This window comes from Moryella indoligenes (assembly GCF_030812885.1).
GTDB classification, from domain to species: domain Bacteria; phylum Bacillota; class Clostridia; order Lachnospirales; family Lachnospiraceae; genus Moryella; species Moryella indoligenes.
In genome coordinates this window covers 1-26,620 of sequence record NZ_JAUSTO010000020.1, presented here as the reverse complement: position 1 = coordinate 26,620, position 26,620 = coordinate 1, and the positions used below count along the sequence as shown (strand labels likewise).

Genomic DNA, 26,620 nt, shown 5'->3' with positions numbered 1-26,620 from the left:
CTTTTGCCATGGCCCATTCCCTCCTGTCCTTTCATGGTACATGATTAACAGGGAAAAGGTCATCCTTATTTTGTACTATTTATATGCTAGCTCCAATGTCAGTTAAAGCATCATGATGCCGGTCATACCATGCCAGCATCTCATCCGTATGAAAATCCGTTACACTTTTCAGCGGCTTAAGCGCCGAGGTAACTCTGTAGCAAACACCCATTCCCATTGCTGCCATCGGTTCCATCCGGTCATCCCTGAACCGTTCCACATCGCATAGAAGACGGCTGTATGGAAATATAATCCGATTTCCCATCGGGATATCAGGAATCTGAAAAAGCTCATTAGTATAGGAATCTGTCATCCTCAGGAGCTCCCCTGTCAATGGCTCATCGTCCAGATAAAAGATTCTGCGATATTCTTCCGGAATATATGTGCTGTTGTGTGGGATGTGCAGAATGATCTGATTTGGGTCAAATACGGTAATGCTCATTTGATGTACTCCTCTCTTGATTCATAGAGAGTGCACATCATTTGATTTGCCCCATCGTCACGACGGGTTCTTCACCCATCGTTCAAGCTTTAGCACCTTACCTTCTGGCAGGTTGCTGTGCGGTCAACGAGCTTGTCTCTCGCGCACTCTCTATAGGTGATATGAAATTTTACTTTCAGTGGGAATTATTCGTTCCCACCGACAATATGTTCTTCGTTTACATAGCAGAGCACGCCTTTAGGAAGTACATAAAGGACCGTACCCTCTGCAGTATCTCTGATTTTGTCATAGAGTCTGCCTGCGCTGTAGCTATCTCCTGCTACTGTATAAGGACTGTTGGCAACATAACCGACATGACCGAGTCCTTCCAGTTCAACCTTGATGGCTTCCGCATCGACTTCATTATCCGGTTCTTTGACAAGCCGCACTATCATTTTCGGTTCAAAGAACTCCTGCCCATAATGATGATTTGTACCGGTAATCGTGAAATATATTCTACTCATGACACATCCTCCTCTGCTTCGTCTCTTATCTTACAAAATCATTATAGCGAATGATGTGTCCTAAAAATCAGACTCGATCAAGGTGATTTGCAATCTTCCTTCATTAGCAAATATATTTCTCATGCTGTGCCAAGATAAATATTCTCCCGGTCAAACAGCATCTCCAACGGACTGTTGTATAATCTGTTGACGGAATCGATATTTTCCACGAACGGCCTTACACAGTCATCCTTTGCATCAATCAGCACCTTTAAGGAATCAAAGGTTCGTTTTGTATCGATTTTGCCAAGCCGCCTCCCTGCGTCAATCAGCGCCTCATCTACTTTCCCTTTACTGATTACCGGAGTTTTGGCTATCGCCTCTCCGGTTGCCTTGCTTACAGTCTTGAGACCTTTCAGCAATGTAGATTGAACCGACGACCCCGCATAGCTCTCCATACGGTCATAAACATCCGTGTAGAGTGTCTTATACTGAAAGGCATACTCTCTGATCTTTCCGGCAATGCTGTCTAGATACTCGGAATCATAATTGCCAAGCAGCATTATTTCCAGAAAACATGCAAATGCATTTGTATAAAGAGCAAGCCTGTATTCCTTAAAGAGATCCAGAAGCTGTGCCATCTGCTTCTTCACATCCTTATCTGCATGAAGCAGTGCTTTTTTCTTTACCCTGCCTGTAATCTGCTCCCTATAGAACAGGATCTTCTGCTCTGCTGTCTGACGGATATCCAGAACCTTGACATGGCTGCTTCGTTTATACATGTCGTTGTTCCAGTTGTATTTATAGTGGTTCAGGATGTCCCCAAGAAAATTGAGGTTGCCCCTAAGTTCAGACTTTTCCTTCTGCACCAGAAAGTCCATCATTTCCTGTTGAAGCTCCTGAATGGAATCGAGTTTTTTATCAATATTGGCCAGAGCTGCCGCCATGAAAATCATGGTCGGATTACATACGAGAGGATTGAGCACAGCCTGCCCTGAGATCTGATTGGTCGTATTATTGAGCACCGTCCCGATGTTGCCGGCACCGTTTTTCAATGCGGCAAGATGTGTCCCGCTCGGAATCGTCACTTTGCAGAGCTGCGTCGTTGTCCCTCCAAGTGCTCCCTGAACCGCAGTGGCAATCGGCTCAAATGCCGTACCCAGCGCCGGCAGTCTTTCGAGCGGTATCTTTGTATACTGCGCAACGGACATATCTTCATCTGCTAGCACAGGATAAAACTCCATTTTCGCCAGCGATTGCTGTAGTGCCTGATCCCGATAATTTACCATGTCATCCATCCTGCATATCTCCCCGTATCTCCGGTGATTCCGGTAATTCTGATCCTGTCCGCTTCCACATGACAGCTGAAATAATTCTCTTCCACACCGGCCCTGGCAGCTTCCACAAGCGCTTCCCGGAATTCCGGCTGTGTCTCATCGTTCGGGAACACCATATGGATCCCGTTCATCTGTATCACAAAATCGATGCTGCAGAGATATCCTTCTTTGGAGGCGGCTGCGAGCTCGTGCAGATGCTTTACGCCGCGCTCGGTCGGTGCATTCGGGAAAAGTCCTATCCCACTCCGAATATCTGCGGCCAGAGTGCACCCCTTCACTTCTCGCAGGTACCTCCTGTCTCCGCTTTCCATATAGAAATCAACCCGGGAATTCCCATATTTGTACTCGGGACGGATCACATCAAAGATGCCGCTGTTCTCCCAATACTGACGCATCAGCATATTCGGAGCCAGGCTATCAATATTGACCCACTTTAGGCGCGGCTTATAAACGGAAATCAAATCATATGCCGTCTTCCGGTTCGGATCAGCTGCCTTCTGCAGTGTCACTTTTGCATTCGGGAGCAGCAATTCTCCCAGTCTCCCGGTGTTCTTCACATGGACGATCTCCGGCAGACCGTCTATCATCACTTCTGCCGTGAACCGGTTAATCCGCCGGACAAAGCGCGCAGGAACCGTATTCTCATAAATGATTTCCGTTTTCGGTCTTGCCATCAAAGGGTCTCCAGCATCTGCTGCGGATTGTCAGCGGCTTTGACCTTGCCCATAGCTTTGATGACCACGCCTTCCTCATCGATCAGATAGGTCGTCCGGATCGTCCCCTTGGACACTTTCCCGTAGTTCTTCTTCTCGCCCCAGGCGCCATATGCCTCCAGGACCTCATGATCCGGATCAGAAAGAAGCGTGAACGGCAAGCTGTATTTCTCTTCAAAGTTCTTATGGGACTTTACACTGTCCTTGCTCACGCCGAGCACGACCGCGCCCTTCTCCTGTATCTGCGGATATCTCTCCGCGAAGCCGCAGGCCTGCTTCGTGCAGCCGGCAGTATTATCCTTCGGATAGAAGTACAAAATCACCTTTTGTCCGCGGTAATCGCTAAGGCTATGCATCTTCCCGTCCTGATCCTGTAATGTAAATTCCGGTGCTTTTGCTCCGACTTCCAGCATGGTTCAACCTCCATCAATATACCTCGTGATCTTTGCGTTTCTTTACAGTTGGGTAGCCCGCTATAATCTTCTGATAGCAGGAACATTCGATATCGTGATCGCAAATAATGCCGCAGGCCTGCAGATGCGAGTATATTGTTACCCCACCGACATACTTGAAGCCACGTTTTTTCAAATCCCTGCTGAGCCTGTCTGACAGTCCGTTGCTGACCGGGATCGGCCCCTTGTCATGCCCCTGATACAGGATGGTCTTCCCGCCTGCATATGACCAGATATAGTCGCAGAAGTTTCCGAACTCCTCCCGAATCTTCTGATAGCACCGGGCGTTGTTGATCACCGCCTGAATTTTTCTTGGTGAACGGATCATTCCTTCCGTATTCAGAATCCGCTCTACATCCGCATCATCATAGGAAGCGATTTTGTCATACTCAAAGTTCTCGAAGCACGCTCGGAAGATTTCACGTTTCTTCAGCATCAGATCCCAGGAGAGGCCGCATTGCAGACATTCCAATGTCAAGTGTTCGAACATGTGCCGGTCGTCATGTACCGGGATGCCCCATTCCGTGTCATGATAGATCTGATTGGCTTCATTCATCCCGGCCCAGGTGCAGTATCCCATTTTCGTTCCCTCGTTTCAGGCTCCGTGATTAATAAACTGGATCTCCACACCGTTCGGATCCTTCGTAAAGAAAAACTCTGCTGCAGGATTCGGAGCGATGATATCTGTAACCTGCAAGCCTTCCTGTTGCAGCTGCAGCCTGCAGGCTTCTACGTCTTCCACTTCAAATCCTATGGAAATTCCTGACGCCTGTACCTTGTGTTCCGGACCCGGATCACCTCAATATTGGTTGCGCCTTCCGCATCTGCAAGAAAAGCAATCATATCACCCAGCTCGCGCTGCACCCTCAGACCGCAGTATTTCTGATAAAACGCCACCGTTTCTTCTTTCCTGGCACTTCTGATTGTTATGTGTACAATACGCATTTTCTTATCCCTTCTTCTCATCCGGAGAACCAAGTCGTTCCCGCAGTTCCCGGTTTCGTTCCAGCATATTCCAGATTCCATCTTCTGAAAGGACGCCTCGCTTCAGTCTCTCAGGGAATCTGCCAGCTTCGTCCATCTCAAAGTCTTCTTTCCACTGAGGGCTTTGATAATATTCCTCCAGCTTCCGGATCTCAGGCTGAAATGCTTCCAGCTCTGCAATCTTTTTTTCAAGCGCATCCATTTTCTGGAGAGCATTATCCAGGATTCCCTCCATCTGATAGATATGCTGTGGTACATTTTCGGCAGAAATACGCTTTCTAAACTGGTTTTTCTTCAATCTGTAACGTTTTTCCACCTCGTAATCCGGAATCCAGATTTCTGCCTGCTCTATCTTTTCCATGACAATCTGCAAAGCAGCTTCATCCGATAAGCCTTCAACAGCCTGTCTTTTGTATGCCTGGTACATCCATTCCGTGATCTTAACCTTCTGCTTCTGTTTGATCTGCCCGTAGCTCTTGTTCATCTGAAGCAGTTTTCCGTTAACCATTCGATGTTTACTCATAGCGTCTGCTCTTCCATCCAGCTCCTGACCGTGCGGATCTCGTCTATATATCCCTCGTCATCATTCGGTGTCTCCAGGATAAACGGCAGTCCCTGCAGCGCCGGATGCAGTGCGATCCGCTTCATTGCTTCCATTCCCAGATATCCCTGGCCCAGCTTTTCGTGCCTGTCCTTATGGGAGCCGCAATCATTCTTGCTGTCATTAAAATGAACCGCCTTCAGTTTCCCGAGGCCGATCACATCATCGAAGTGCTGCAGCACGCCGTCCACATCACCCACAAGGTCATAGCCTGCGTCCCAGGTGTGACAGGTATCAAAGCAGACACCGATTTTCTCTTTGCATTCTACCCGGTCAATAATCTCCCGAAGCTCCTCAAATGTGCCGCCGATCTCTGAACCCTTGCCGGCCATCGTCTCCAGCAGCACTGTCGTCGTCATATCCGGCGTGAGAAGCTCATTCAGGGCATCCGCGATCAGACTGATTCCCGCTTCTGTTCCAAGACCGGTATGGGCGCCGGGATGGAAATTATAAAAATTCCCGGGAAGAAGCTCCATCCGCTCCAGATCCTGACGCAGCATATCCCGTCCGTTGGCGCGGGTCTCCTCTTTGGCAGAGCACAGGTTCATCGTATAACTCCCATGCGCGACCAGCGTTCCAAAACACTCCTGCTGCAGGTATGCCTTCAGCGCTTCCACATCCTCCGGGATCACCGGTTTCGTTTTCCCTCCGCGCGGGTTTCGTGTAAACCAGGCAAAGGTATTGCCGCCAAAGCGGCTCATGGTTTCGCCCATCGCTTTATATCCGTCTGTAACAGACAGATGGCAGCCGATATAGATCATCTCCACCTCACGAATACTTTCATTTCAGTTCTTCAGGGGAAAGGTCAACCCAGTTCTCTCCCTGGTAATTCTCAATCTTGTCCACCGTCTTCTTCAGGAATTCATCCAGTGCCCTGTTTTCATCCCTGCCTTCTGCGAACCACACGTTGGCCTGTCCGAATCCGAAGAATGCTCCTGTCTGCCTTCTGGGGGCGCTCCACTGTGTGATGCGCCGATCATTCTTCGGAAGAAGCACGCAATTTCCTTTGAGCACCTCCGCATTGTAATACTGATAATATTCGCTCCCATCCTCCTGCGGCAGAATCAGCTCCTGATATCTTCGATAGACATTTGCGTGCTTATACCACCCGACAACGGACGTGAAATTCTGGTATGGTCTCGCGGCGCAGTAAATAACCAGCACATCCTCAACCACATCGTCCTTACCACAGGCTTCGCATCCGTCTATCTTTTCAATGTGAAGCTCCTGCCGCTTTCCGCTTCGGGATGTTTTCGTTTCTACGAACCCGAAGCATACATCCTGTTCGGCACCATCCTCGAAGCTGACATGCAGGGGATCGAAGTTATATTTCTCGTGTGCGTCCTGATTCTCAATTACAAAAGAACCGCCCCCGTAAGGCTCGTCCACACCGGGAATCAGCCCCTTATAATAATTCATCCAGGCGATGTTACAGAACAGCAGCCGCATCTTTCCTCTTTGCCTCCTTCGAGAACGGGCTCAAATCTATGAACAGCTTCTTGAGCTCCTCCGGATGATCAATCTCTTTAAACAGATATTCCAGCAGCTCCTCCTGCCTGGTCTGTCCCAGAGTCAACCGATAAAGCCAGAGGATCTTAATAAGCCGCTCATAGGTGATCTCATCCTTACTCATCGGATACATCGGTACAATCCGCTCAATCTTGATGCTCTGATCCTTCCCAAAGCACCAGTAAGGAACAAGCTCCGACTGTCCTTCCTGCCGTTCCTTCTCCGCCGCCTGGAATATTTCCGACCACAGATCCGCTTCAAAACGGATATTTCCGTATTTTTCGGCAACATCCTGCCGGATAGCAAGGCATTTGAAACGGTTGATCCGTCCTTCCCGCTGTTCCAGATCAATGGGATTTCCAGGCAGATTCCAGTGCATGATCCTTCTGCAGTAGTTATGGAAGTCCAGTCCCTCCTGCCCGATGGATGTGGTAGCCAGAACAAAGGGCTTCAGCGGCGAATTGAAAGCGCCGCGGATGCTGTCCTTCCGCAGTGCCGTTTTCTGATTGTCGGCACCGGCATTGATAAAGCCGACTGCATAATGGGCCCGCATCTTGCTCCCGCTGTCTTCTTCCTGATCTGAAGCCTGTCCGCTGATTCTCTCCCGGAAAGTCTGGTACGTATCCACATCATACGATGCCGTATGAATTCTTAAGTCGGCAAGCATGGTTTCCTGAACCTGCCTGCCACGCTCTTCTTCGTTTGAAAAGCCGGCTGATTCCTTCACCAGATGATAATACTCATCAAACATCGCCTGGAAACAACCGTCCTTACAGTAGGTCAGCACATCCTGCCAGTGGGCGTTCTCGTCAGATTTACGTGCATGATGCTTCTCTGAAGCCAGCTGAATTACCACTGTGGACTCCGTTGTGTTGAAGTAGTTGAGAAACGTCTTGGCAAGTGCTGTTGCATATGCCGCATTCCCGCCGTTCGTGCGGTAAACACAGACGGCCGGCGACGCCAGCACCATCTCTGTAAGTGTATTGACAAGATCCTCCGGCATCTTGCCAAGCGCCAGTGCATTTCCGAGTCCGAGCAGGTCATTGAGCCGTTCAATATGTGCGGCAAAGGTCTTATTACCGCGATCACTGCTGATTCCGTCCTCTCCGGCTTCGTCCTGGCGGTTAATGGAATCCTCCAGCATTTTGATCCAGGAATACACGTAGGACTTCCCGTCCATCAGCATCGGGGCGAGATAATACCATCTTGCATCCTCGTTTCTGGAGCTTGCGATTTCATAAATCCTAAGAGCCTTCAGCTTCTCCCGGATATCGCGTTCAATATCCGTCAGTGACATCCCGGCGTTCATACACGCAAGCGGATGGTTCAAGCCGGCCAGTGTTCTGGACGGATATAACAGACAGAACAGCGTCATCCGCTGCGGGTCATTTCCCTTTCTCGTAAAGGGCAGCCTGTAATAAGGATATCTGCGCTTTGCGTTATATCTGGTGTTCCTCTTTTCAATGAGGGAGGCCTGCCTTCCCACTTCCCCTACCGTCAGACGCTCTGCTTCGTAGGAAATCATGGCTCCGATCATTCTCGGCACCATCTCCCAGGCAGAAAACACCAGAACCTTGGAAAAGTGCTGTGCTGCACGATATGGTCCCTGCAATACATAGTAAGGCTTTGACGGCGGTACCCAGAGATACAGCTCAGCATGATTCTCAAAGGCCACTTCCTTCAGCTTTTCCAGACGCGCATTTGTCTTCGGCAACATCTGATAATTGTTGACCTTGGAGCTGTCCACCCATAGAAGCTTATCGGAAGCGAGACTGATCTCTTCCTTGTGGGGGCGGAAGTATTTTTCAACCTCCTGCTTCACCTTATAGTTCTTCATGAATGACATGAGAAACGGACAGCTCTTGGCATAATCGATCGGAAGGGAAAACTGTGCCTGAATTCCCTTCAGCAGTTCTCCCATGGCGAGATATGATCGTATATCATCACCGCCGACATGAATCGGCTCCTTGACACTGCTGTCATCCGTATAATCGCCGGATTCCATAGCGGAAATCCTCTCAGTACGGCAGACGCCCTGGTACATGGCATCCTCTGCCTCGTTTTTGATATGAATCACAGAGCTGTCGCCATCCTTCAGCTCATCTGCTTATACTTATCATCGAACAGCCCTTCAAAATAAAAGTCCTTTGGAAATCCCTGCAGCAGAGCGGCTTCTCTTACAGACAGTCCTCGATCCTGTTCAGGATGCACAAATCTGCCGCACGAGGGCGTCCTACATCTGGCTGTAATCGTCACCGCAGTTTTATCCCATGCCAGCTGACCATAAACGTCATAAAACCCTGCAACCCGGTCCTGGCACTCCGGTCCCACACCTTGAGGTCTGTTCCCTCCGTCCTTCGGAACCTGCTTCAGAATTTCAACAGTCTCTTTACGATGCCTTGATGTCATGTGCATCGGATCAAGAGGATCTTTTTCTTCTGCTTTTAATGGCGGCAGATCTCCGATTGCGTCTCTGACTGTCCTGTATTGATCCGGTTCCAGGACCGGTCCCGGTAATGTGGGAATAAAGTCCTTTGCAGCAATCAGAACCGTCCTGAAACGAGATTGAGGGGTTCCGTAATCAGCCATCCCAAGGATATCCACTGCGATGTGATATCCCGCCGCCTCCACTGCATCTTTGAAAGCCTGGTAGTGGTTCCAGTGCTTCTTGGCCAGAAGATCCGGAACATTCTCCATGATGATCAGTTTGGGATTTAGCTCAACTGCAATTTCGGCAAAGCGTCCGACCAGTGTATTTCTCTTATCCGACCCTCTGTGATCCTTTTTTCTGTGGGAGGAAAATCCCTGACACGGAGCACAACCGATCAGAATCAGTTCATTCCCTTTTTTAAGATCAAGAGCATCTCTGATCTCATCAATTTCCGCTTCTCCAAGATTCACGTTCTTAGGTCGATGGCCATAGTTATGCTCATATGTATCGATAGCGTGCTTGTCTATATCAATGGAACCTGCCCATCGAAACCGACCGGTGAGGTCAGCCATCTGATGAAAGCCGTATGACATTCCGCCCGCACCACAGAACATATCTACGAAGTCATATTCCTGTTCAGGAATACGGTCTTTTATTTTTTCATATGCAATCTGCTCCAGAACATCAGCAGGAGAAATGCCCGGACGATTGTTTTTATTACTCATTGTCCTCTCCCTCCAGCAAATTCTTAGTAATGTCAACATCAATACCATTGGCTTTACAGAAAGTGCCTATCAACTTGATTGCTTTATATGACGGTTTACATCTGCCGGTTTCCCATCGATTTACCGTCGTGAATGATACTCCAAGTTCTTTGGCAAAAGCCTCTTGGCTCATGACACTTATTTGTCGTATCTTTTTCAAATCTTCGCAAAAACTCATTCCGTACCTCCGCCACCAAAAAATCTTACAGACATTTCAGCTATAGCACTATTATAGCATCTTTGCAATGCTTCCTCAAGTGCATTATATCAAAGGTGATGTACCAAATCCGGATTTATTACAAATTGGCGAAGCAGGGCATTTGTATATACAAATGCACGATTTCCAAATTCTTCCCTGCCGGCAGAATTAGAAATCTCTTCGTTGGGGCATATCCCCAATCCCCTCTGATTGCCAGCGAAGCTGTCAGGCTGAATGAGACTTTTGCATTTAGCATCATAGCATCTCATGTGTCCCGAATTTGCGACTCGGTTATTTTCATTTTCAATTTTCCATGGTATACTTGCCCCATTACGAGATTGAAACATCCAGAGGTGACACAAATGGCAGGAAAAGAACGCAAAGGTTATCATCAGAAGCTCAAGATGCTGTATCTGGCAAAAATCTTTTCAGAGGAGACGGATGATCAGCACTCTCTCACCATGCCGGAAATTATAGAGAAACTCGCCCTCTACGGCGTAAACGCAGATCGCAAGACACTGTATCTCGATTTTGATGAACTGCGGGATTTCGGTTTGGACATCGTGACGGATCAGGTCGGACGCAACTGCTACTACCACCTCGGAAACCGGGATTTCGAGCTTCCGGAGCTGAAGCTCTTGGTGGATTCTGTCCAGTCCGCCAAGTTCATCACGGACAAGAAATCAAAGGATCTGATCCGCAAGCTGGAATCCCTCGTCAGCAAATATGAAGCGAAGCAGCTGCACCGGCAGGTCATCATCTCCGGTCGCGTCAAGACGATGAATGAGAGCATCTACTACAATGTAGATAAGATTCATGACGCCATCAATGCCGGATGCCAGATCCGTTTCAAATACTTCCAGTGGAATGTGAAGAAAGAGATGGAACTGCGCAAGGACGGAGCCTGGTATCAGATCAGTCCCTGGGCTCTGATGTGGGATGATGAATATTACTATCTTGTCGCCTACGATGCCGTCGATAACATGATCAAGCATTATCGTGTCGATAAGATGATTAAGATTTCCGTCGTAGACGAGAAGCGGAAAGGCCAGGAGATTTTCAAAAAGTTCAACACGCCGAGGTATTCAAAGAGCCTGTTTGGCATGAACAGCGGCGAAGAAGTGGGTGTCACCCTGGAGGCTGCCAACCATATGGCAGGAATCCTGATCGACCGGTTCGGGAAGGATATTTTTATTGTTCCTGTGGACGAAGATCACTTCCGGACGAATGTGAATGTCACCGTCAGCAGTCCGTTTCTTGGATGGATCATGTCGCTTGGCCAGGACATCCGGATTATCGGGCCGCAGAGTGTCGTGGATAAGATGACTGCCGAAGCACAGAGGCTTGCCGCACAATATCCTCCCACAGTTTCAGACTAAGGGCGTTTTTCAGGACATATCATTTGTTACAGTGTACATAACGGCAGGGAAGAAATCCCCCGTCGATGACAAACCAGAAGGAGGTCCGTTATGTGCACTGTATTCTATAGTACAAATTCTCACCGAAAGATCGTGCATCTCTCTCATTGCAGCATTTTCCGTCATATCCCAAAGAACAACCGAAGAAGTTTTTCCAGTCTGGAGGAAGCGCAGGAGCATGGCTATCGGCTTTGTAACTGCTGCCCTTCTGTTGCTCAGAAGTACCGTAAGGGGCGCAAGCAGGTTGATGATTTCTGCCGCCAGCACGGACTGTCCTTCAAACTTTTCAACGGGGTTATTCATGTGATCTCCAGACACGATTGCTGGCGAATCATTGTAAACGGAAACAACCATACTTTGTTCCTGTATCACAAAAATACAGAGAAGCGGTTCTTTAAGGATCCCCACCCAAGCATCATCCCCGGATACCATTCACAGGCTTACCGTTCAAAAACAATTCTCGGATATCTGGAGTACATTATTTCTCACGATGAATACCGGGACGAACATCCCTGTACGGAAAAAGCAGCTCCGGAAGCTGTACCTGTCTATTCCGCCCCTTCCTAGGTGGCGGATAAATATGGTGCAGATTATCCCCGTTCCGCCTCCCGTCATTACCGAAGAATCAGGGGAACAAAGAAGTACAGAAATGCGCAGGCAAAGAAGAAAAGACAGGAGCGTCGCGCCGCAATTATCCGCGTAAATGCCTTGTTGGATGAACTCGCAGCCATCGGTTACTGACAGGAGGAAAACATGGCGAAGGAAAAAGAATTCAATAAAATCATGCACAAGATCACTGCCGGCCTGACCGGGGATCAAAAAGCAGATCTGGCTTACCTTGTGGAGCAGACGGAAGCCTATAAGGATCATGAACTGGGACAGGAAATCGTCCGTGCGTGCAGCAGGCTGATCTATGACCTGATTCCGGAGGAGAAAAGAGATCAGTTGGATAAAGCCATCAGTAATGACGGCGCAGGAACGGAATCCCTCCTGGAAGAAGTCCGTTTCAATATCTACAAAAAGGATTTTGAGCTGAGTTGTAATCTGAGGCGCCAGTTTGTAAGGCGAGATGCTTGTTTATAAATTGAAAACTGCACATTTGAAAGCGAAACGCCAGTTTTGTATGCCAGATGCCAGATTTGTAAACGGGATATAGAAACTATATTCGCAAAAAACAAACTTGCAAGAGGCGTTTCTACATTATTTGAAAAGCACCCCGAAGGGTGCTTTGTTAGGGCTGGCCCGCCTGAAATCTGACCTATGGTACACTCCGCGCCAAGGGCTCTCGCCGTATTCCGCCTTCCGCACCGGGTTTTGCAGAAGCCCATCAGCTCATTCTTGGCTTCGCGCCATCGGGAATCGGTGAAGTAAATTGTTCTCCGCGAACCCGAATCAATTCTTCCTTTGCTTTTTGAACCCGTTCCGGGTTTTCAATCAGGTGAATCGCCGCCCTTGCCATAACATTGGAGGCCTTCAGCATACCCTTCATTGCAATGGAGGACTTGCCTTGCGCCACTTCCTGCCAGGAGTGAGCCGTTGTTCCGATGGCAAAGCAGGCTGTAATAATCTGTGCAGTCGGCACCGCATTGGAGCAGTCTCCCACGTCAGAAGATCCCATCACAATCTCATCGGAATGCTTGTACTTCAAAATTTTATCATACAGAATATGCTCCTTCAGGTATTGCAGCTCTCCGCTTTTATCTTCCGCAAACCCGATTGTATTTTCACTCTCAATATTTTCCTCCGGGTAGGTTGCCCGAAACCTTTCGGCATATTGGATTTCTTCCTCCGTAAATTTCATTGGCCCCTCTTCCAGAAAGGCCTTGTACAGCTCTTCTTCGATGACGGAGTTCGGAATCACATTGGAACAAGCTTTGTCAAAAACAATTTCCGGCTCAGTTTCCGTCATGAGACCGGCGCCTTCCACAATTTTTTCAAATCTCTGATAGAGTCGGTTGACATGCTTCGTATCTTTTGAACGCAAAAGATACAGCCCCTCTGCATAAGGCTGCACCACATTTGGAGAGGCAGACCCGGGATCCACAATGGAATAGTGAATCCGTTCAAAATCCTGCATGTGTTCTCTCAGAAATTGGACGCCGATATTGACCAGCTCAAGTCCGTCGAGCGCAGACCTTCCGAGGTGAGGCGACGCAGCAGCGTGAGCGCCCTTTCCCCGGAATCTCACATAGACCTGCTTGTTCGCCTGAAGGGATCCGGTAAAAATGGCATTTCCGGTAAAGGGATGCCACGTAATGGCCACATCTGCCGCATCAAAGCAGCCCGCCTTCGCCATAAAGGCCTTCCCGCTGCCTCCCTCCTCCGCCGGGCAGCCAAAATAAATCACCTTGGCTTTCAGATGGTTTACCTCAATATAATCCCGCACCTTCAAAGCAGCACCGATGGATGCCGTCCCCAAAAGGTGATGCCCGCATCCATGACCGCATTCACCCTTTCTCTTTTCTTTCCTTTCTGCCAGGTCCTCCACCTGAGACAGACCGGACAGTGCATCGAACTCTCCCAAGATTCCGATGGTGACTCCGCCTTCCGCGCCATATTCTGCGCAAAAAGCAGTGGGAAGATCCGCCAGGTTTTCACGGATTTGAAACCCGTGCTTCTTCAAAACTTCCATTTGCGCTGCGACAGATTTATGCTCCTTCCATTTTATTTCCGCAAATTCCCAAATGCTTTTCGCAAGCTTTACCAGCTCGTCATTGTATCGATCCATTCTCTTCTCCTTACTCTTTGTCAGGATCCTTCCGTTCTTTGACTGCCGTGACCGTCCCAAATCAGCAGTAGGTTCACATGTTCACCTGTGTGCTTAATAAACGTTTAAGTGTAATTCCCCGGCAATTTTTTCCAGCATCTTAAGCCCTGCCCTTGAGTTTCCAAAGCGGTCAAGCCCCGGACAAAATGTGCAAATACCAATCCCCTGATTCGTAGTTGCCATGATTCCTCCGCCGACTCCGCTTTTCGCCGGAATCCCGATTCTGATGGCAAAATCCCCGGAATCGTCGTAAAGTCCGCAAATCGCCATGAGCGTCCTCAGAATCCTGGCATTTTCTTTCTGAATGACTTGTTTTCCCGCCAGATTTTTTCCGTTTCTTGAAATCGTGGATGCAAAAACAGCCAGATCCCTGGTGTTGACCATGATGCTGCAGGCGAGATTATAGAGATGAATCACATCCTCCACAGCGGTTTCCTTTCCAATCGTCCCGTGCTTTTTCAGAATCCATGCCAGCGCCAGATTGTTTTCTCCGCCTCTTTTTGTGGTGTCAAGAAGGGTTTGGCTGTAGCTTAGGGTTTCATCGTCCATGACCGCCTTTGCCCGCTCCATCAAAACCGCAACGGAATCACCCCCGAATTTTTTATAAATCAGGTAAGCCGAGGTAATCGCCCCCGAATTGACAAAGGGGTTGACCGGCTTCCCCCCCTCCGCCTCCAGGTCAAGAATGGAGTTGTACGGCTTGGATGAGCCCTCTGTTCTCATGTACTTTTTGATATCGGACCACTCATAGTTTTCCAATACCAAGTCAAACAGCAGCACCTTTACGATGGACATGATAGCAAATGACTCTCTGGATTTTCCCGCCTCATATTCAACTCCGTCCTTGTCGATCAGGCATACTCCCAAGGCATTTTTGTCTGCGTCCTTTAAAATTTCAATATAGTCTACGAGCCTTCCCTCTTCTGTAAACCTCTTGCCGTATTCTATGACAGAATGTAAGAATTCCTTCATATCAGCCCTTCTTTTCCAGTTGAACAATTCCCGATTGATAATAGAAATAAGTGATGCCAAGTGTGACTGCCAGCATGATCAGCATGGCAAACCCTTCTTTTCCTGCAATCGGCATGATAAGGAAATTGAAGGCGTACACAATGGCCAAAGCTGTAACCGCAATCAGCGGTTTCCTCGGAGCCTTATATTTGGAACCTGCCCCGGTGGAAACAAAAGCGGAAATCCCCATGGAGCCGTAAAGAGCCGGCAGAATATACATGGTTGCTGTTCCCACGGCTTCTGTCTGGAGAATGGGCTTCAAAGGAGCCAGCAAAATGACGCCGAAAACGATGGTGATCATGGAAACCATTCCGGAAACGGTTACTGCGATCATTCCCATGACATCGGCTTCTTCGGTGCCGGGCGTTGCATCCACCGTTCCGATTGCCGATAAGTAGCAGGGGAATTTGATGTTCATTACATTTCCCAAAATGGAATTCAGATAACATGTGGTGCCGCCAATCGGAATCATTGTGAGCTGCTCTGCAAGGGCGGTGGGTACAAACAGGGCAAGAAGCGGTCCCGCAACCGAGGCGATCAGAGACCATTCCGGCCACATTCCGTAAATCATGCACATGGCCGCTGGGATCCCAAGCATCAGTCCCATGGCAATCAAGGTGGCAATGACACCGTATCGGTACGTGTTCTTCATATAATTGGACATTTCATCAACCCCCCATTCCCATATTCGTAAAGATAACTGCCGCTGCCATGGCGCCTACCAGTGCAAAGGACATCGTAAAGTCATTTAACCAAGTGATTTTATATCTGGACGCCAGCTTGGAACAGATCCATGTGATCAGCATACTTACAATAATAGTCAGCAGGTGAATCCGGGATTTCACCGACTGCACCGGGACAAAGACGGACATCATGCCGATGACAAGAACAGACAAGGCCAGATCCACAAAGGGCGTGTCCTTTTCTCCCGCTTTGAGCACACCTGTATGCACTCTCTTCAGTGCAAATACATTGAACACCATTCCTGCCATGATGGAAATACTCATCACAAACATAATGGCTCCAATCACTGCAGGGGTTCCATGGTTCAAAAAATCTTCAAAGCCGGAAAAGCCTGCGCCCTTAACGGAAAGATCCGCCGCCATCAGCTCGTATGGGAGAGAGCCCACCACCGAAAGCCGGAACCATGGCCACGGAACGCCAAGAATCGGCGCCAGTGTAATCAGCCCGATGATCACAGAAACCGATGGAACAATTGAAAAAATAACGGAAGCTCGTATCACTGACTTGATTTTGTCCTTTGAAATATTCAGTTCCTTTGCCCGCTTAATTGCTCTTTTACAGAAAAAAATACACATGCCAAAAATGACCAATAAGGCTGTGCCTACCAGCAGATACAGTGGTTTGGAATTTAAAATATCGCTTAAACTCATCATCATCCCCCTTTTCCCTTCCATTTTTCAATATAAAATTTCATTAAAAACAGCTTCGGTTTATATTATATCTGATTTTTGTGACAGAGTACACTCATGTTTCCAAAACCGACGCATGCAGGCACAAAAAATCCCCTGATTCTCCGGATGTTCCAAAAGAATCCGGCGAACAAGGGGATCGGCACACCTGATCGAAACATGCCGTAACCGAAAACAGGTGAGAAACGGGAGCTCCCATCCGGCGAAAAAAAAACAGGAACAAAGAGACGCTGCCCCGCTTCTCTCTGTCTGCGCCTTGCCTGCTCTTCGCGGAATGCTTCAAACCGTTTTTCATCCGGCAGCGCGGCAAGCAAACCGGCAAACATAAAAATGTTTCCCACATTCAAGCACATGGTCTCAATCGCCGGTCCCAGTGCCGAGCCGGCGCCGATTCCAAGACCCATCATCCCAAAAGGGATGGCTCCAACGGGAACACTGAACCACCTGGCATACGAGGGGTACGGCGTCAGCTCCTTGGAAAATGCCAAAAACTGTACGATTATCATCGGCAGCCAAAACGCAACAAACAGAATCCAGACAGGCAGACTGAAGGCCATCAGCAGTTGATCTCCCATTCGATCGGCCATCGTCTCATCAACCAACAGCAGATGCTTGTAGACAAAATTCATAAGCCCCACATTCATATGCATGCCGATCGGCGCAAGCCAGAGATAAGCTTGGTGTAAGTGTGTAAATTTCAGCTGTTTTCCAACATTGAAGTACGTCGTGTTTTTCCGGCAAAAGAATACATGCCGGATGGTGTACTTAGTACAGCTTTGCCCCTGCCGGGATGTGGTTGTCCACCATCAGAAGGTGAAGCTTCTCCTCGCCCTCTTCCTCATGGATTGCAGAAAGAAGCATTCCACAGGACTCAATGCCCATCATGGCTCTCGGCGGGAGGTTTGTAATGGCAATCAGTGTCTTGCCCACCAGCTCTTCCGGCTCGTAAAAGGCGTGAATTCCGCTTAAAATCGTGCGGTCTGTGCCTGTTCCATCGTCCAGTGTAAACTGAAGGAGTTTTTTTGACTTCTTAACTGCTTCACATGCCTTGACCTTCACAGCCCGGAAATCGGACTTTGAGAAGGTATCAAAATCAACCTGCTCCTCAAACAGAGGTTCAATCTTTACCCTGGAGAAATCGATTGTTTCATTCCTGGATTCAGTTGCAATCGTATCCTCCCGGTCGTCAGACATTTCTGCCTCAGCAGAATTCTCTGACTTGGAATCCAGAGAGCGCATCGTCGGGAATCCATTTCAGATAATTTTTTGATGATTTGTTCCCGCTTGTTATCATGGTTTTCGCCCCGGTGTTGTCTGAAAATACCTGTCTGTCACCATGTTTTATTGTTTATCTCCTGCCATGCATCTGTTGTCAAATTGTTGTACATCGAATCTTTTGTTGCAGAGAATTGTACTTCCCAGTTCTGCCTCCTGCCAGAATCAATCACGGCATCTGACGGAATCGTTCAACGCACGTCGTTCTGCTATTGACACATTCCTATTCTGTATTATGCCTTGTGACGATTTGCTCTCCTTCATTTCTGATTATACGAGGCTGAACGGGAAATACCGAATACTTTCGTGTCAGAATTTCTGACATGAAGGTTTTTGTTGACCTATCCGAGATTATTACCCTCGCTTTGTGTCGCCTGATTATAAATCCATGCTGTCAGGATTTAACAGGAAGTCAAAAACGCTCATCACCAACACACCTTCTTCATTGTAAAGCGGTGCTATGGCATCTTTTGTGATTATGATTTTCTTGAACCCATCGCCTGTATTGACCAGAGAGCGTTGTTCCTGCTGCATTTTCTTTTCATCATGCATAGCAAATGCCGACTGAATATAGTAACGTTTGGAACCTTTATTGCAGACAAAATCAATCTCTAGTTGCTTTCTTATTTTTTTACCTGTCTGATCTTTTTCATTCATCACAACAACGCCTACATCGACGTTATATCCCCTGACTTTCAGTTCATTGAAAATGATATTCTCCATCGCGTGTGTTTCTTCGACCTGTCGGAAATTTAATCTGGCATTTCGAAGACCCAGGTCCGTGAAATAATACTTGGATGGTGTATCAATATATTTCTTACCTTTTATATCGTAGCGAATTGCACTGTCAATCAGGAAAGCGTCTTCAAGATAATCGATATAGCGTTTGATCGTCATCTTACTGATAGTCGTATGTTTTACGCTCTTAAAAGTTGCAGACAGCTTGCTCGGATTCGTCAGAGAGCCGATGGAAGAAGACAGAATATTCAGAAGTTCTTCCAGCTCCACCTTATTTCTGACATTATTTCTCCCGATAATATCGGAGATATACGTCTCCTCGAACAGTGATTTCAGAAAATCGCCCTTCTGATCCGGCGTGGTAAATGTGAGTATTAGCGGAATTCCTCCATAAAGCACATAATCGCGCCATCCATCCGCTTTCTCACCCTCATACACAGACATGAACTCCGCAAATGTCAGCGGATACATATGCACTTCATCACCACGCCCGCGGAACTCTGTAATGATATCTTTGGAAAGAAATTTTGCGTTGCTGCCTGTCACATAGACATCAACGTTTTTCCTTCGCACCAGGCTATTCAGAATGGACTCAAAATCTCCGAGAAGCTGCACCTCGTCCAATAGCACATAGTATTGATCCTGGTCGTTAATTCGTTCGTTCAGATAAGGAAAGAATATTTCCGGATCCCGATACTTTTTATTCTCATAGGCATCAAAAGCCATCTCTATAATATGATCGTCCGGAACCTGACTCTTCCTGAGATACTCTCTGAACAACTCAAAAAGCAGATACGATTTTCCGCATCTGCGAACCCCGGTAATGACCTTAATCAACCCATTATGACGCTTGGAAATCAACTTGTTCAGATAGGTATCCCTGCGAATTTCCATTTTCATCATCCCTGTCTAATAATGATACAAAAATGCGGAATCCGCATTTTTGTCCATTTACATTGTAGCCCACATCACACTGGTCGTCAACTCTTCATGTGACATTTTTGCGGATTCCGCATTTTTGTCCATCTTATATGAATTGACATTTTGCACCACCTGCAAACGAAATGCAAAAAGAGGTTCCTCTCTCAGATTGATTTTGAAAAAGGAGTGCATCTTTGCGCATTTAACATATGCATTTTTGACTTTCGATCAATATCACACATGCTATTTTTGTCATGATATCTGGATAAGGAAACTTATCTGCTGCTTTCATCCTTTTCCTCCAATCCCGGTCCTCTTCCGGTTTTCCTGTACTGTTTTCTGAGATACGACTCAAAGAGATCACGCCGGACAAGAACCATCTTTCCGTCAATCTTGTAGATGGCTTCCGCTTCTTTTGCCAGTCGGGTAATCGTCTTCTCCGTCAGTCTGTAGTACGCGATTCCATCTGCATAGCGGAAGAAGATTTGTGGGCAGATGCAAGGATCATACACATCTGCGTCATCTGGTTTCCATTCAAACAGGGATGAAAGGCATTTCAGCCTCTTTTCCTGCTGTTTGCACGCAAAAAGGCACCCCCTCTCAGATTGATTCTGAAAAGGAGTGCCTTGAAGGTTTTTGGAACTGGGATGTGTGTCAGGTTTTCCGCCTGTGATTATCCCCGGATCAATACAGCTTCGCGCCTGCCGGGATATGGTTATCCACCATCAGAAGATGAAGTTCTTCGTCTTCGCTGTCCTTCTTGTTGTTCACAGCGGAGAGAAGCATGCCGCAGGAGTCGGTGCCCATCATCTTTCTCGGCGGGAGATTGGTGATGGCGATCAGGGTCTTTCCGACCAGCTCATCCGGCTCGTAATAGGCGTGAATACCGCTTAAAATCACCCGATCCGTGCCCGTACCGTCGTCCAGAACGAACTTTAAGAGCTTCTTGGACTTCGGAAACAGCTGAGCATTCTTTTACCTTCACCGCCCGGAAATCGGATTTGCTGAAGGTGTCGAAATCGACCTGCTCCTCAAAGAGCGGCTCAATCTTCACGTTTGAGAAATCGATGCTGTCGTTCGGTGTGAAGAATCCGCTCCTGTCTTCAGAAGCGGCCTTCTCTCCGGCTGCTTCTCCATCGGCATCTTCTCCGCTCTCTGCCTTCGCAGATGATGAAGAAGCTCCGTTTTCAGCCGAAGCCGCTGAGGTTCCGTTGCGGAGTGTCGGGACGAAATGGTACATCATTCACTTGCTGTTCTATCATCTGCCAGGTTCTACTGATATATTGTTTGAAGCCCATTTTTAGGCTTTCCTATCTCCTAAACGTACACCCTCGGAGCAGCATTATTTGTAGAAATTGGTGTAAATGATGTAAGTCTAAGGGCATCTGCCGAAAAGTGCTGATCTTCGCTTTGGTATTCTGTCCTTCAACACGAACACCATAGCTGCGCCAAGACAGGTCCCCAGAAATGGCAAAATGATTCCTATCCAAACCTGCGTGTTCATTTCAATCACCTCTTAGGGCAGGTAGCAAAAAAAGCAATTTCATCTAAATCCCTTATTTTTTTAAAATCCTCATAGCATTGATAACGGCAATAATGGTAACACCTACATCGCCAAATACTGCTTCCCACATCCCTGCAATACCGAGAGCACCGAGGATCAGGAACACGCCTTTGATTCCAAGGGCAATCACGATATTCTGCGTGACGATCTTCTTGGTCGCCTTGGCCACGTCTATAGCCTCTACCAGTTTTCCCGGCTCATCCGTCATCAGTACGACGTCGGCGGCTTCGATAGCGGCATCGGAGCCAAGACCCCCCATTGCAATACCGACATCCGCACGGGCAAGCACCGGGGCGTCATTGATACCGTCACCGACAAAGGCCAGTTTACCGCCCTGTCTTTTTTGGCTGTCCAAAAGTTCAACCTCTTCTACCTTCTGGTCAGGCAAAAGCTGGGCATGGTATTCATCCAGTCCTAATTCGTCAGCAACCGCCTTGGCGATCTTCTCATCATCGCCGGTAAGCATAACAGTCTTTTCTACGCCTATCCGCTTCAAATCGGAAATAGCTTTCTTGCTGTCCGGCTTCACTTCATCCGCAATCAGGATGCAACCGGCATACTTTCCGTCAACAGCGACATAAGCCTTTGTGCCGGCTTTCTCACACGGAGTATAAGAGATGCCTTCCGCGTCCATCAGCTTGCTGTTTCCGGCAAGAACATTTCTGCCACCGTCGTTCACGCTGATACCATGGCCCGAAACCTCTTTGTAATCAGAAATCGTGTTCTGGTCGATTTCTTTGCCAAAGGCCGTGAGAATGGACTTTGCAATCGGATGGTTGGAAAAGCTCTCCGCTTTCGCTGCATATTCAAGCACCTGATCTGCGGTGAACCCGTTTTCCGGGAAAATATCGGTTACTTTGAAAACGCCTTTGGTAAGCGTTCCCGTCTTATCGAAGACAACCGTGCTGACTTTATTTAACGCTTCCAAATAGTTGCTGCCTTTCACCAGCACACCGTGCTTGGATGCAGCGCCAATGCCGCCGAAGAAAGTCAGCGGAATGGAAATGACCAGTGCGCACGGGCAGGAGATAACGAGGAACACAAACCCTCTGTGGAGCCAATCAGCCCACGCGCCGCCAAACGCCAACGGAGGAAGAATGGCAAGAATTGCGGCCATGATCACAACTACAGGAGTATAGTACCGGGCAAAGGTTGTAATAAAGTTTTCCGTAGGCGCTTTTCTGCTCGAAGCATTCTCCACCAGATCAATGATCTTGGAAACGGTGGATTCTCCGAAAACTTTCGTGACCTGAATCGTCAATACGCCGCTCTGATTGATGCAGCCGGAAAGTGCGTCATCATCCTTACGGACACTTCTCGGAACAGATTCGCCGGTAAGAGCCTTGGTATCAAGCATGGATTCCCCGTCAAGCACAACGCCGTCCAGAGGAATCTTCTCGCCTGGCTTCACAACAATGACTTCTCCGACCGCAACCGTCTCCGGCGCAACGGTGAGAAGTTCACCGTTTCTCTTTACCGTAGCCGCATCAGGGCGAATATCCATCAGGTCGGCAATGGACTTTCTGGAACGCTGAACAGCCAGATCCTGAAACAGTTCCCCAATCTGGTAGAACAGCATGACGGCAACCGCTTCCGGGTATTCACCAATGGCAAATGCACCGACGGTGGAAAGGGTCATCAGGAAGTTTTCATCAAAGACTCGGCCCTTAAGGATATTCTTTAAGGCTCTCAGCACAACGTCGTAGCCAAGAATGATGTAGGATGCGATCAGGAAACCAAGTTCCACCGGCAGCGGTACCTTGGCAAAGACTGACAGGACTATGCCAACCGCATAAAGGACAGCGCCAACACTCAGTCGGATGATTTTCTTCTTGGGGTCACCGTCATCATCGTCATCATCTGCCGCGGTATTTGTTTTTCCAGCAGCGGCGGCTTCGGGCACATACTCTGAAACGGGAATATCCGGCTCATGGCTGTGGACAATGGTTTCTATTTTTCCCATTATCGTACTCGCAGCATCCGACGCCACTTGAATTGTCAATGTCTGCTTCATCAGGTTGACAACGGACGAAGTCACCCCGTCCAGCTCTCCAACCTCTTTTTCGATTTTTGCGGAGCAGTTCGGACAGTCCAACCCTTTCAGTAAATACGTTTTTGTAACCGGTGCGGCTGTTTTCTCCTGAACCTCCACATCTGGCTCGTGACTGTGGACAATGGTTTCAACATTGCCCGCTATCGTACTCGCGGCACTCGGTGTCACATTAACTGTTAATGTCTGCTTCATCAGATTGATAACAGAGAAAGTAACCCCATCCAGTTCCCCGACCTCCTTTTCAATCTTTGCGGAGCAGTTCGGGCAATCCAGCCCTTTCAGCATGAAAACTCGTTCCATAATGGCCTCCTTGTATTTTTGCTTTATTGCTCAACCATTCAACTATGAATGTAAAAATATATTCCCTACTCCCGCAAATGCTCAAAACCCATCTCTATCAATCCTTTTACATGGTCATCAGCAAGAGAATAATAGACGATCTGGGCTTCTCTGCGGAATTTTACCAGATTTGCAAGACGCAATGCTTTTAACTGGTGAGAAACGGCAGATTTTGTGACCCCAAGTAGTACGGCAAGATCGCATACGCACATCTCGCTCTGCTCCAAGGCGTGTAAAATCTGCAATCTGGTACCATCGCCGAACAGCTTAAACAAAGATGCCAGTTGAACGTAATCCTCCTTCGACTGCATCTTAGTTTTTACCTCATTCACGACTTCCTCATGTATCACATCGCAATCGCAAGTGTAAGACTGTTCTGCCATAAGGTCACCGCCTTTCTTTAGTAGTTGAACAACCTTTCAACTGCTATTATGCTCATGATTTTTTATTTGTCAAGGGGGAGGAAAAATTTTTTACATAATCCCGAATTCAAGACACTCAGCAGTCTGACACTGAATGTCATCTAAAGCGGCATGAAATTGAAGGTTTCAAATTGGTACTGTTCCTTTTACACGAGCATTGATAACGGACTTCCACTCATTGCCACAGGTCTTACACTTCCACCAAATATTGTGTCTTGATTTTGCGTTTACCTCATCAGGCATTAGGGGATAATTTCTTTCTGCCCACTCGGCGGCAAGGTCAGCGTGCGTAGTCGCCAAGTCATTAAATCCTTTGGCGTTAGTAAAGATTCGGGTTGATATGTAATATAAAAATTCAAAGGAATATATTTACACAGCAAGCAAGTTCAATTTCTTGACATCATCATAGTGATGCACTCTCTTCGGATCACGCGCCAGAAAGAGCTTTTCTGCAAGCTCATCAACTGACAGCCTCATCCTGTACGCTGCACGAAATACGAGGTTGTAACGATTCAAATATTTGGTAGCCACACCCTGGTAGTCGTAGCAACGGTTCTTGATGAAGCTGTGCAGATTGTTAACCGTGTTCAGGCTGAAGAAGCTGCCAGTCTCCTTCTTTACGTTCATAATGCTTTGACCCAGCGCCCTGCCCAGCTTCGAATCTGCGTTCATTCCATCCGTGAGGAACAGGGTTCCCCTCTTAACATGACCTGTGTAGATGTCAACGACATCCTTTGTGGAAGGCCTTGTTCGGTTCTCTGACTTTACAACCAGATCGCCGCTTTTACGCTGAACTGCAGTGCAGATGCAGATCTGCTCGTCAGAAAGACCGCGCTTGGCTTGGCTGTTGGAGTCCCGCGCTTACGGGAGTTTCTCTTAGCGCCAGGTCCGAACTTTGTCCCCTTTTCTGACTCCGGTACATAGGTTTCGTCTGCTTCAACGACATCTTCGATCATTGCGGGGCTGATTTCCTGGAGATCCTCCAGCGCCAGCATGATCTTATGCCTCATAAAGAAGAGTCTGGTATGACTGATCTTGATATGCCGCAGTTTGAGTCCATCCCTGGTGTCACCAAGGGATACGCCCATAAGCGTGTCAGTAAGGACGGTTTTCCAGACAACGCTGCTATCGTGCGAGCAAGCAAGAAGCGTGTTACTCGTTGTAACATATGATTTTCCACATGCCCGGCACAGAAATGCCTGCTTACCATGTTTGTGACCGTTTCTAACAACATGTGCATTAGTGTGGCAGACTGGACACTCCATCTGTGGGATGACCTTATCCAGAGATGCGAACGCCTTCACCAGCTTCAACCGATCCATGATTTTGTTAACAAGAATCTTAAGGTCCGAATCGGAGAGGTTGTTTACTTCATCTAAAATGCATTCGATGTTGCCCATGGTCATGTTCTCCTGGCACGACCAATATAGATCAGGTTTCAGGGAAGCATCGTACATTCAAATGTACAAAAGTAGAAAAACTTTAGGGGCAGAGCTTGTTGCCGCTTATCAACCCGTTTCTTTACTAACGCCTTCCGATATTGTTTTGATGATCTGTTTTGGTCTGTTGTCATAGTTTTCGTCCCGGTGTTGCCTGAAACCGCCTGTCTGTCACCATGGTTTATTGTTTATCTCCTGCCATGCGCCTGTTGTCAATTTGTTGTACATCGAATCCATTGTTACAGAGTGTTGTACTTCCCAGTTCTGCCTCCTGCCAGAATCAATCACGACATCTGACGGAATCGTTCAACGCACGTCGTTCTGCTATTGACACATTCCTATTCCGTATTGTGCCTTGTAATGATTTGCTTTCCTTCATTTCTGATTATACGAGGCCGAACGGGAAATACCGAATACTTTCGTGTCAGAATTCCTGACATTCAGATTTTCATAGATCATCTATGAGTCTTCGCTTTGGGCGTGAACGAAATGTTCAAAACCATATCCATTCCATCCGCAAGCCTTTGAAGGAGCTTGATGGATGGATTTCTGGTTCCATTCTCAAGTCTGCTGATCTCTGTTTGCGCAATCCCTGTTTTTTCTGCCAGTTCCTTCTGCGTCATATTCTGTGATATACGCGCATCTATGATGGCACGGATGACATTCATTTCCGGCTGCATCTCCTCATATGCTTGCGCAAACCCGGGATCCTTCATCCTGTTATTCTTATATTCCTTAAGTGTCATCTCGAACCTCCTTGTGGCGTTCCAGCCAATCAGCCCGTCTTTCCTTTGCTAGTTTTAGTTCCTTTGGTGGTGTCTTTTGTGTTTTTTTCACAAATCCATTTGTAGCAATAATCTTTTTTCCTATATAGAAAAAATACAGCACTCTTGTTATATTACTTCCCTGCTTACAACGCAGTTCAAAAATGCCATCATCCAGATACTCTGAATACGGCATCCGGAGTTCTGTACCTTTTTCCTCCAGCACTTCCATGAAACCAACAAGTTTGGCAGCCATTTTATCATCTAAAGAATCCAAAAAATCCACAACCGGCTCCTTGCCGTCCTTCGTTTTATAAAACTCAATTTCAAATGCCATAAGTGATCCTCATTTGTCTATATTATTATATGAGATATATCTCATTTTGTCAATTTGCTTTCCTGTCCAGAAAAGTGCAGATCAGACAACACGCTGAGTTGTAATCTGAGGCGCCAGTTTGTAAGGCGAGATGCTTGTTTGTAAATTGAAAACTGCATATTTGAAAGCGAAACGCCAGTTTTGTAT

33 protein-coding genes, 2 pseudogenes and 1 riboswitch are annotated in these 26,620 nt (G+C 47.6%); of the genes and pseudogenes, 4 read left to right on the top strand and 31 right to left on the bottom strand.

The annotated features are described in order from the left end of the window. Nucleotides 1-79: 79 nt before the first annotated feature. The 14 genes from J2S20_RS10910 to J2S20_RS12265 form a co-directional block, all read right to left on the bottom strand. Nucleotides 80-481, bottom strand: a complete 402-nt coding sequence (locus tag J2S20_RS10910) for an N-formylglutamate amidohydrolase (RefSeq protein ID WP_307255398.1) — start codon at nucleotides 479-481, stop codon at nucleotides 80-82. 72 nt (nucleotides 482-553) lie between these two features. Continuing rightward, nucleotides 554-640, bottom strand: a riboswitch (SAM riboswitch). Nucleotides 641-666: 26 nt separating this feature from the next. Beyond that, the gene (locus tag J2S20_RS10905) at nucleotides 667-984 is read right to left on the bottom strand and encodes an HIRAN domain-containing protein (protein WP_106613073.1); all 318 of its coding nucleotides are present in this window, start codon (nucleotides 982-984) and stop codon (nucleotides 667-669) included. A 119-nt stretch (nucleotides 985-1,103) separates the two neighbouring features. Further along, nucleotides 1,104-2,261 carry a hypothetical protein gene (locus tag J2S20_RS10900; RefSeq protein WP_146137166.1) on the bottom strand — a complete coding sequence of 386 codons (1,158 nt, stop codon included), beginning with the start codon at nucleotides 2,259-2,261 and terminating at the stop codon, nucleotides 1,104-1,106. After that, a complete protein-coding gene (gene sfsA, locus J2S20_RS10895; protein WP_106613071.1) occupies nucleotides 2,246-2,974 on the bottom strand; it encodes a DNA/RNA nuclease SfsA in 729 nt (242 codons plus the stop codon). Before sfsA ends, J2S20_RS10900 begins: the two co-directional genes overlap by 16 nt. Continuing rightward, on the bottom strand, nucleotides 2,974-3,426 hold the full coding sequence (gene bcp, locus J2S20_RS10890) for a thioredoxin-dependent thiol peroxidase (protein ID WP_307255396.1): 453 nt from the start codon (nucleotides 3,424-3,426) through the stop codon (nucleotides 2,974-2,976). Before bcp ends, sfsA begins: the two co-directional genes overlap by 1 nt. Before the next feature lie 13 nt (nucleotides 3,427-3,439). Next, complete coding sequence (locus J2S20_RS10885; RefSeq protein ID WP_307255395.1) at nucleotides 3,440-4,045, bottom strand: DNA-3-methyladenine glycosylase I; 606 nt, start codon at nucleotides 4,043-4,045, stop codon at nucleotides 3,440-3,442. Nucleotides 4,046-4,060: 15 nt separating this feature from the next. After that, nucleotides 4,061-4,207, bottom strand: coding sequence for a hypothetical protein (locus J2S20_RS10880; RefSeq protein WP_307255394.1), 147 nt, complete (start codon nucleotides 4,205-4,207; stop codon nucleotides 4,061-4,063). Between the two features lie 8 nt (nucleotides 4,208-4,215). Then, a complete protein-coding gene (locus J2S20_RS10875; RefSeq protein ID WP_307255393.1) occupies nucleotides 4,216-4,410 on the bottom strand; it encodes a VOC family protein in 195 nt (64 codons plus the stop codon). A 4-nt stretch (nucleotides 4,411-4,414) separates the two neighbouring features. Further along, the gene (locus J2S20_RS10870) at nucleotides 4,415-4,972 is read right to left on the bottom strand and encodes a DUF4298 domain-containing protein (protein WP_307255392.1); all 558 of its coding nucleotides are present in this window, start codon (nucleotides 4,970-4,972) and stop codon (nucleotides 4,415-4,417) included. After that, nucleotides 4,969-5,811 (bottom strand): deoxyribonuclease IV, encoded by an 843-nt coding sequence (locus J2S20_RS10865; protein ID WP_106613068.1) that lies wholly within the window; start codon nucleotides 5,809-5,811, stop codon nucleotides 4,969-4,971. The genes J2S20_RS10870 and J2S20_RS10865 overlap by 4 nt, the downstream gene beginning before the upstream one ends. Nucleotides 5,812-5,830: 19 nt before the next feature. Continuing rightward, nucleotides 5,831-6,469 (bottom strand): hypothetical protein, encoded by a 639-nt coding sequence (locus J2S20_RS10860; RefSeq protein WP_242933955.1) that lies wholly within the window; start codon nucleotides 6,467-6,469, stop codon nucleotides 5,831-5,833. Nucleotides 6,470-6,479: 10 nt separating this feature from the next. Continuing rightward, a complete protein-coding gene (locus tag J2S20_RS10855; protein ID WP_106613066.1) occupies nucleotides 6,480-8,636 on the bottom strand; it encodes a C-terminal helicase domain-containing protein in 2,157 nt (718 codons plus the stop codon). Nucleotides 8,637-8,653: 17 nt separating this feature from the next. Further along, nucleotides 8,654-9,763: a DNA cytosine methyltransferase gene (locus J2S20_RS10850; RefSeq protein WP_307255391.1), complete on the bottom strand. Its 1,110-nt coding sequence runs from the start codon at nucleotides 9,761-9,763 to the stop codon at nucleotides 8,654-8,656. Next, nucleotides 9,708-9,932, bottom strand: coding sequence for a helix-turn-helix domain-containing protein (locus J2S20_RS12265; protein WP_106613064.1), 225 nt, complete (start codon nucleotides 9,930-9,932; stop codon nucleotides 9,708-9,710). The genes J2S20_RS10850 and J2S20_RS12265 overlap by 56 nt, the downstream gene beginning before the upstream one ends. Before the next feature lie 383 nt (nucleotides 9,933-10,315). Here J2S20_RS12265 and J2S20_RS10840 point away from each other — a divergent pair, with 383 nt between their 5' ends. Further along, entirely contained in the window at nucleotides 10,316-11,332 is a 1,017-nt protein-coding gene (locus tag J2S20_RS10840; protein ID WP_307255390.1) for a helix-turn-helix transcriptional regulator, read from the top strand. Between the two features lie 9 nt (nucleotides 11,333-11,341). Here the strand turns inward: J2S20_RS10840 and J2S20_RS10835 are convergent, their stop codons facing one another. Beyond that, nucleotides 11,342-11,725: a hypothetical protein gene (locus tag J2S20_RS10835; RefSeq protein WP_307255389.1), complete on the bottom strand. Its 384-nt coding sequence runs from the start codon at nucleotides 11,723-11,725 to the stop codon at nucleotides 11,342-11,344. A 213-nt stretch (nucleotides 11,726-11,938) separates the two neighbouring features. Between J2S20_RS10835 and J2S20_RS10830 the strand changes: the two genes are divergently transcribed. Further along, entirely contained in the window at nucleotides 11,939-12,112 is a 174-nt protein-coding gene (locus J2S20_RS10830) for a hypothetical protein (RefSeq protein ID WP_307255388.1), read from the top strand. Between the two features lie 12 nt (nucleotides 12,113-12,124). After that, complete coding sequence (locus tag J2S20_RS10825) at nucleotides 12,125-12,454, top strand: hypothetical protein (protein ID WP_307255387.1); 330 nt, start codon at nucleotides 12,125-12,127, stop codon at nucleotides 12,452-12,454. A gap of 244 nt (nucleotides 12,455-12,698) precedes the next feature. On the opposite strand, the gene J2S20_RS10820 is transcribed toward J2S20_RS10825, so the two are convergent. From J2S20_RS10820 to J2S20_RS12260, 9 genes and pseudogenes are all read right to left on the bottom strand, one after another. After that, nucleotides 12,699-14,099 (bottom strand): amidohydrolase, encoded by a 1,401-nt coding sequence (locus J2S20_RS10820; protein WP_307255386.1) that lies wholly within the window; start codon nucleotides 14,097-14,099, stop codon nucleotides 12,699-12,701. 93 nt (nucleotides 14,100-14,192) lie between these two features. Continuing rightward, nucleotides 14,193-15,110: a glutaminase A gene (gene glsA, locus J2S20_RS10815; protein ID WP_106613055.1), complete on the bottom strand. Its 918-nt coding sequence runs from the start codon at nucleotides 15,108-15,110 to the stop codon at nucleotides 14,193-14,195. A 1-nt stretch (nucleotide 15,111) separates the two neighbouring features. Next, nucleotides 15,112-15,813 carry a hypothetical protein gene (locus J2S20_RS10810; RefSeq protein ID WP_106613054.1) on the bottom strand — a complete coding sequence of 234 codons (702 nt, stop codon included), beginning with the start codon at nucleotides 15,811-15,813 and terminating at the stop codon, nucleotides 15,112-15,114. A 4-nt stretch (nucleotides 15,814-15,817) separates the two neighbouring features. Then, nucleotides 15,818-16,543, bottom strand: a complete 726-nt coding sequence (locus tag J2S20_RS10805; protein WP_106613095.1) for a DUF5058 family protein — start codon at nucleotides 16,541-16,543, stop codon at nucleotides 15,818-15,820. Nucleotides 16,544-16,608: 65 nt separating this feature from the next. Continuing rightward, nucleotides 16,609-17,283 (bottom strand): DUF6796 family protein, encoded by a 675-nt coding sequence (locus J2S20_RS10800; protein WP_307255399.1) that lies wholly within the window; start codon nucleotides 17,281-17,283, stop codon nucleotides 16,609-16,611. A gap of 64 nt (nucleotides 17,284-17,347) precedes the next feature. Beyond that, nucleotides 17,348-17,830, bottom strand: a pseudogene (locus tag J2S20_RS10795) (hypothetical protein); the annotation flags it as partial. Nucleotides 17,831-18,235: 405 nt separating this feature from the next. Then, a complete protein-coding gene (locus tag J2S20_RS10790; protein ID WP_106613051.1) occupies nucleotides 18,236-19,489 on the bottom strand; it encodes an ATP-binding protein in 1,254 nt (417 codons plus the stop codon). 302 nt (nucleotides 19,490-19,791) lie between these two features. Next, nucleotides 19,792-20,028, bottom strand: coding sequence for a DUF6462 family protein (locus J2S20_RS10785; protein ID WP_106613050.1), 237 nt, complete (start codon nucleotides 20,026-20,028; stop codon nucleotides 19,792-19,794). Nucleotides 20,029-20,200: 172 nt separating this feature from the next. After that, nucleotides 20,201-20,612 (bottom strand): annotated as a pseudogene (locus J2S20_RS12260) (lysine--tRNA ligase); the annotation flags it as partial. On the opposite strand from J2S20_RS12260, the gene J2S20_RS10775 reads away from it, so the two are divergent. Continuing rightward, on the top strand, nucleotides 20,518-20,820 hold the full coding sequence (locus tag J2S20_RS10775) for a hypothetical protein (protein ID WP_146137163.1): 303 nt from the start codon (nucleotides 20,518-20,520) through the stop codon (nucleotides 20,818-20,820). The pseudogene J2S20_RS12260 and the gene J2S20_RS10775 overlap by 95 nt on opposite strands. A gap of 252 nt (nucleotides 20,821-21,072) precedes the next feature. On the opposite strand, the gene J2S20_RS10770 is transcribed toward J2S20_RS10775, so the two are convergent. From J2S20_RS10770 to J2S20_RS10740, 7 genes are all read right to left on the bottom strand, one after another. Beyond that, nucleotides 21,073-23,433, bottom strand: a complete 2,361-nt coding sequence (locus J2S20_RS10770) for a heavy metal translocating P-type ATPase (RefSeq protein WP_106613048.1) — start codon at nucleotides 23,431-23,433, stop codon at nucleotides 21,073-21,075. A 65-nt stretch (nucleotides 23,434-23,498) separates the two neighbouring features. Further along, nucleotides 23,499-23,855: an ArsR/SmtB family transcription factor gene (locus J2S20_RS10765; protein WP_106613047.1), complete on the bottom strand. Its 357-nt coding sequence runs from the start codon at nucleotides 23,853-23,855 to the stop codon at nucleotides 23,499-23,501. A 165-nt stretch (nucleotides 23,856-24,020) separates the two neighbouring features. After that, on the bottom strand, nucleotides 24,021-24,194 hold the full coding sequence (locus J2S20_RS10760) for a zinc-ribbon domain-containing protein (protein WP_211292297.1): 174 nt from the start codon (nucleotides 24,192-24,194) through the stop codon (nucleotides 24,021-24,023). Between the two features lie 69 nt (nucleotides 24,195-24,263). Beyond that, nucleotides 24,264-24,701 (bottom strand): hypothetical protein, encoded by a 438-nt coding sequence (locus J2S20_RS10755; RefSeq protein WP_242934041.1) that lies wholly within the window; start codon nucleotides 24,699-24,701, stop codon nucleotides 24,264-24,266. Then, nucleotides 24,659-25,294, bottom strand: a complete 636-nt coding sequence (locus J2S20_RS10750; protein WP_307255385.1) for an IS1/IS1595 family N-terminal zinc-binding domain-containing protein — start codon at nucleotides 25,292-25,294, stop codon at nucleotides 24,659-24,661. The genes J2S20_RS10755 and J2S20_RS10750 overlap by 43 nt, the downstream gene beginning before the upstream one ends. Before the next feature lie 494 nt (nucleotides 25,295-25,788). Continuing rightward, nucleotides 25,789-26,079 carry a helix-turn-helix domain-containing protein gene (locus J2S20_RS10745; RefSeq protein WP_106613044.1) on the bottom strand — a complete coding sequence of 97 codons (291 nt, stop codon included), beginning with the start codon at nucleotides 26,077-26,079 and terminating at the stop codon, nucleotides 25,789-25,791. Continuing rightward, nucleotides 26,069-26,434: a type II toxin-antitoxin system RelE/ParE family toxin gene (locus J2S20_RS10740; RefSeq protein ID WP_106613043.1), complete on the bottom strand. Its 366-nt coding sequence runs from the start codon at nucleotides 26,432-26,434 to the stop codon at nucleotides 26,069-26,071. The genes J2S20_RS10745 and J2S20_RS10740 overlap by 11 nt, the downstream gene beginning before the upstream one ends. Between the last annotated feature and the right edge of the window lie 186 nt (nucleotides 26,435-26,620).

Coding starts and splice junctions, on each gene's coding strand:
- J2S20_RS10820 (WP_307255386.1), bottom strand. CDS start 14,099: ATGGATCGATACAATGACGAGCTGGTAAAGCTTGCGAAAAGCATTTGG.
- J2S20_RS10805 (WP_106613095.1), bottom strand. CDS start 16,543: ATGAGTTTAAGCGATATTTTAAATTCCAAACCACTGTATCTGCTGGTA.
- J2S20_RS10900 (WP_146137166.1), bottom strand. CDS start 2,261: ATGGATGACATGGTAAATTATCGGGATCAGGCACTACAGCAATCGCTG.
- J2S20_RS12265 (WP_106613064.1), bottom strand. CDS start 9,932: ATGAGTTTTTGCGAAGATTTGAAAAAGATACGACAAATAAGTGTCATG.
- J2S20_RS10765 (WP_106613047.1), bottom strand. CDS start 23,855: ATGGCAGAACAGTCTTACACTTGCGATTGCGATGTGATACATGAGGAA.
- J2S20_RS10850 (WP_307255391.1), bottom strand. CDS start 9,763: ATGGTATTGATGTTGACATTACTAAGAATTTGCTGGAGGGAGAGGACA.
- J2S20_RS10870 (WP_307255392.1), bottom strand. CDS start 4,972: ATGAGTAAACATCGAATGGTTAACGGAAAACTGCTTCAGATGAACAAG.
- bcp (WP_307255396.1), bottom strand. CDS start 3,426: ATGCTGGAAGTCGGAGCAAAAGCACCGGAATTTACATTACAGGATCAG.
- J2S20_RS10745 (WP_106613044.1), bottom strand. CDS start 26,079: ATGACACTTAAGGAATATAAGAATAACAGGATGAAGGATCCCGGGTTT.
- J2S20_RS10875 (WP_307255393.1), bottom strand. CDS start 4,410: ATGCGTATTGTACACATAACAATCAGAAGTGCCAGGAAAGAAGAAACG.
- sfsA (WP_106613071.1), bottom strand. CDS start 2,974: ATGGCAAGACCGAAAACGGAAATCATTTATGAGAATACGGTTCCTGCG.
- J2S20_RS10865 (WP_106613068.1), bottom strand. CDS start 5,811: ATGATCTATATCGGCTGCCATCTGTCTGTTACAGACGGATATAAAGCG.
- J2S20_RS10750 (WP_307255385.1), bottom strand. CDS start 25,294: ATGGGCAACATCGAATGCATTTTAGATGAAGTAAACAACCTCTCCGAT.
- J2S20_RS10860 (WP_242933955.1), bottom strand. CDS start 6,469: ATGAATTATTATAAGGGGCTGATTCCCGGTGTGGACGAGCCTTACGGG.
- J2S20_RS10825 (WP_307255387.1), top strand. CDS start 12,125: ATGGCGAAGGAAAAAGAATTCAATAAAATCATGCACAAGATCACTGCC.
- J2S20_RS10790 (WP_106613051.1), bottom strand. CDS start 19,489: ATGGAAATTCGCAGGGATACCTATCTGAACAAGTTGATTTCCAAGCGT.
- glsA (WP_106613055.1), bottom strand. CDS start 15,110: ATGAAGGAATTCTTACATTCTGTCATAGAATACGGCAAGAGGTTTACA.
- J2S20_RS10910 (WP_307255398.1), bottom strand. CDS start 481: ATGAGCATTACCGTATTTGACCCAAATCAGATCATTCTGCACATCCCA.
- J2S20_RS10770 (WP_106613048.1), bottom strand. CDS start 23,433: ATGGAACGAGTTTTCATGCTGAAAGGGCTGGATTGCCCGAACTGCTCC.
- J2S20_RS10885 (WP_307255395.1), bottom strand. CDS start 4,045: ATGGGATACTGCACCTGGGCCGGGATGAATGAAGCCAATCAGATCTAT.
- J2S20_RS10740 (WP_106613043.1), bottom strand. CDS start 26,434: ATGGCATTTGAAATTGAGTTTTATAAAACGAAGGACGGCAAGGAGCCG.
- J2S20_RS10835 (WP_307255389.1), bottom strand. CDS start 11,725: ATGGTTGTTTCCGTTTACAATGATTCGCCAGCAATCGTGTCTGGAGAT.
- J2S20_RS10810 (WP_106613054.1), bottom strand. CDS start 15,813: ATGTCCAATTATATGAAGAACACGTACCGATACGGTGTCATTGCCACC.
- J2S20_RS10840 (WP_307255390.1), top strand. CDS start 10,316: ATGGCAGGAAAAGAACGCAAAGGTTATCATCAGAAGCTCAAGATGCTG.
- J2S20_RS10905 (WP_106613073.1), bottom strand. CDS start 984: ATGAGTAGAATATATTTCACGATTACCGGTACAAATCATCATTATGGG.